Source organism: Sphingomonas sp., from assembly GCF_019242355.1.
In the GTDB taxonomy this organism is placed as follows: Bacteria; Pseudomonadota; Alphaproteobacteria; order Sphingomonadales; family Sphingomonadaceae; genus Sphingomicrobium.
This window is the reverse complement of record NZ_JAFAVR010000007.1, coordinates 1-2,996: the sequence shown is the minus strand read 5'-3', so window position 1 is coordinate 2,996 and position 2,996 is coordinate 1. Positions and strand designations below refer to the sequence as shown.

4 protein-coding genes are annotated in these 2,996 nt (G+C 66.0%); 1 reads left to right on the top strand and 3 read right to left on the bottom strand.

The genetic code is table 11. From position 1 onward, the window contains the following. Positions 1 to 62: 62 nt before the first annotated feature. Genes JOZ79_RS00220 through JOZ79_RS00210 form a run of 3 tightly spaced genes read right to left on the bottom strand, consistent with a single transcriptional unit; the run spans position 63 to position 2,517 of the window. Positions 63 to 584, bottom strand: a complete 522-nt coding sequence (locus JOZ79_RS00220) for a rod shape-determining protein MreD (RefSeq protein WP_294068942.1) — start codon at positions 582 to 584, stop codon at positions 63 to 65. Further along, a complete protein-coding gene (gene mreC / locus JOZ79_RS00215) occupies positions 584 to 1,459 on the bottom strand; it encodes a rod shape-determining protein MreC (protein WP_294068939.1) in 876 nt (291 codons plus the stop codon). Before mreC ends, JOZ79_RS00220 begins: the two co-directional genes overlap by 1 nt. A 14-nt stretch (positions 1,460 to 1,473) precedes the next feature. Continuing rightward, positions 1,474 to 2,517: a rod shape-determining protein gene (locus tag JOZ79_RS00210; RefSeq protein ID WP_294068936.1), complete on the bottom strand. Its 1,044-nt coding sequence runs from the start codon at positions 2,515 to 2,517 to the stop codon at positions 1,474 to 1,476. Between the two features lie 138 nt (positions 2,518 to 2,655). Here JOZ79_RS00210 and mutL point away from each other — a divergent pair. After that, positions 2,656 to 2,996: DNA mismatch repair endonuclease MutL (mutL, locus tag JOZ79_RS00205; RefSeq protein ID WP_294068934.1), on the top strand; the 341-nt coding region annotated here is incomplete at its 3' end.

Below are 2,996 nucleotides of genomic sequence, written 5' to 3'. Positions count from 1 at the left end.
CAGCAGCATCCGCCGTGAGAAGGTCAGCGACTGGTGGACGGGCGTGATCCGCTTGGCGCCGTTCATCGGCCGAGCCTCCAGCGGTCGATGCGCGATACGACCCAGGCACTGATGGGAAAGATGCACAGCCCGATGACGAGTGCAGGGACCACCGCCAGGAACGGGACACGCGCTCCCGAAAGGGCGGCCACGCGCCATTGAAGCCATTCATTCGCTGCCAGCAGCACTGCCGCCAAACCCCATTCGATCCAATAGTCCCGCCACATGGTGCGGCGGTCGACGAGATCGAGCGCGAGCATCGTCGCGCTCCACAAAGTCACTGAGAAGCCTACCGGAAACCCAGTGAACAGGTCGTTGACGAGACCGAGCGGCGCAGCCCACCAGGCGGGCCAGGGGTCGGACCGAAGCAGGCGCCAGCTGATTAGTGCGAGGAAGCCGAAGTCGGGGTACCAGCCGCTGGTCGAGATCACCGGCAGCGCGGTGAGGAAAGACGCGAAGACCACCGTAGCGGCCGGGATGTAGCCCGCGAACGGCTTGGGGCCCTGACCGATCCTCCGCTTGGTCGCGAGAGCGGAGCGAACCATCAGGGCACGTCCTGGTCCGGGCTCGCCTGCGAATCGATCGCCGCCGGCTCGTATGGCGGTTCGACGGTTGCGAAGCTGATGTTGGCGGGGTCGGCCAGCGGCACCGCAACGGCCCCGTCGTCATCGAGCTTCACGACCCGGGCGATCGGGACCAGGGGCGGGTAGAGCCCGCCCGTCCCGGACGTGATGATGATGTCGCCACGCCTGAACGGATTGCGGCCGACTTCGAGTGGACGGACGTCGATGGTACCGTCGCCGCGGCCCTGCGAGATCACCGGCATTCCGCCCCTCAGCAGCCGTGCCGGGACGATGTTGGCGCGGTCCGACACCAGCAGAACCCGCGAGCCCAAAGCGCCGGCGTCGATAATCCGACCGACCAAACCATCGGCGGAACGGACGGGCATTCCGACCTGAACGCCGTCCCTTGTCCCCGCGGACAGGATCGCGAACCGGCGCGGGCTATTGAAGGAGGAGCCGACGACGCGGCCGATGGCGACGGTCGCGGGCTCGTGCTCGCGCAGGTGGAGAAGCGCCTTGAGCTGCTGGTTCTCCTGGAAGATTGCCTTCGCCTCGACCATGCGGCGAAGCATCGCGGTGCGCTCGCGCTTCAGTTCGCCGTTCTGGCTCGTCGCGTCCCAATAGTCGCTGGCGCCGCTCCCGAGGCCCTCGACGGTCGTCGTTACCCCGCGCAGGCTGGAGGCGGCGGGCGCCGTCAGGTCGAGCGCGGCGCCGCGGATCTGCTGGAACTTCGCGGGCGCAAGCAGTGACAGCGCAAGCAGGATCAGACCGAAGAGAAGGCCCGCGATCAGTGCCAGGAAGCTGAAAAACAGCCCATATTGCGCGCGCCGCGACCAGCCGGGGCGAGCGGTCGCCACCGCTTACGTCCCCGCTAGGCGGTTTGCAGGACGCCGCGGAACTGCTCTTCCTCGAGCGCGCGGCCAGTGCCGAGCGCCACGCAGGTGAGCGGATCCTCGGCGACCGTGACTGGCAGGCCCGTCTCGTCCCGAAGGACTTCGTCGAGACCCTGGAGGAGCGCTCCGCCGCCGGTCAGGACGATGCCCTGGTCGCAGATGTCGGCGGCAAGTTCCGGCGCCGTGTTCTCGAGCGCGATGCGAACGCCCTCGACGATCGTTCCGACCGGCTCCGACAGAGCCTCGGCGATCTGGCCCTGGTTGATCGAAATCTCCTTGGGCACGCCGTTGACGAGGTCGCGGCCCTTGATGTGGACCGTCTTGCCGATGCCGTCCACGGGCGGCTTGGCGATCCCGACCTCCTTCTTGATCCGCTCGGCCGTGGCTTCGCCGATCAGGAGATTGTGGTTGCGGCGGACGTAGGAGCTGATCGCCTCGTCCATCTTATCGCCGCCGACGCGCACCGAGGTCGTATAGGCGAGACCGCGGAGCGATAGCACCGCGACTTCGGTCGTGCCCCCGCCGATGTCGACGACCATCGACCCGATCGGCGCAGTGACCGGCATGTCGGCGCCGATCGCGGCCGCCATTGGCTCCTCGATCAAGTAAACCGCGCTGGCGCCGGCATTGGACGCAGCATCGCGGATCGCACGGCGCTCGACGCTGGTCGATCCCGACGGCACGCAGATCACGATTTCGGGGAAGCGCCATGCGCGCATCTTGCCGCCGTGCACCTTGTGGATGAAGTGCTTGATCATCTGCTCTGCCACATCGATGTCGGCGATGACTCCGTCGCGAAGCGGCCGGATCGCCTCGATCTGATCGGGAGTCTTGCCCATCATCAGCTTGGCGTCTTCGCCGACCGCCTTGACCTTTTTCACGCCGTTGATCGTCTCGATCGCGACGACTGACGGTTCGTTAAGGACGATGCCCTTGCCGCGCACGTAAACGAGCGTGTTGGCGGTGCCGAGGTCGATTGCCATGTCGTGCGACATCCACTTAAACCAACGATTCCAGAACATTTGACCCCGTCTCTCGCTCTCGCCCGGAACATCGCCGGCCTTAAATTCGGATTGATCCCATTCCATTGAATGCGGTCTGAATTTCCGCGAGAAATCAGCGCTTCGCCGGCCCGCTCGGATTGGGATAAGACCCTGGTCATGTCAATAAGAAGGCTGCCGCCCGAGCTGGTCAATCGCATTGCCGCGGGCGAAGTCGTCGAGAGGCCGGCGAGCGCCCTGAAGGAACTTGTGGAAAACGCCCTCGATGCAGGTGCCAGCGAGGTTGCGATATGGTTGTCGGGCGGTGGGACAGAGCGAATCGAAGTCATCGACGACGGCTGCGGGATGAGCCCCGACGAGATGCGGCTGGCGCTGGAGCGGCATGCAACCTCCAAGCTTCCGGGCGAGGCTATCGACCAGGTCACCAGCTTCGGCTTCCGCGGGGAGGCGCTGCCCTCGATCGCTAGCGTCGCCCGGCTTACCCTGGAAAGCCGGGTCCG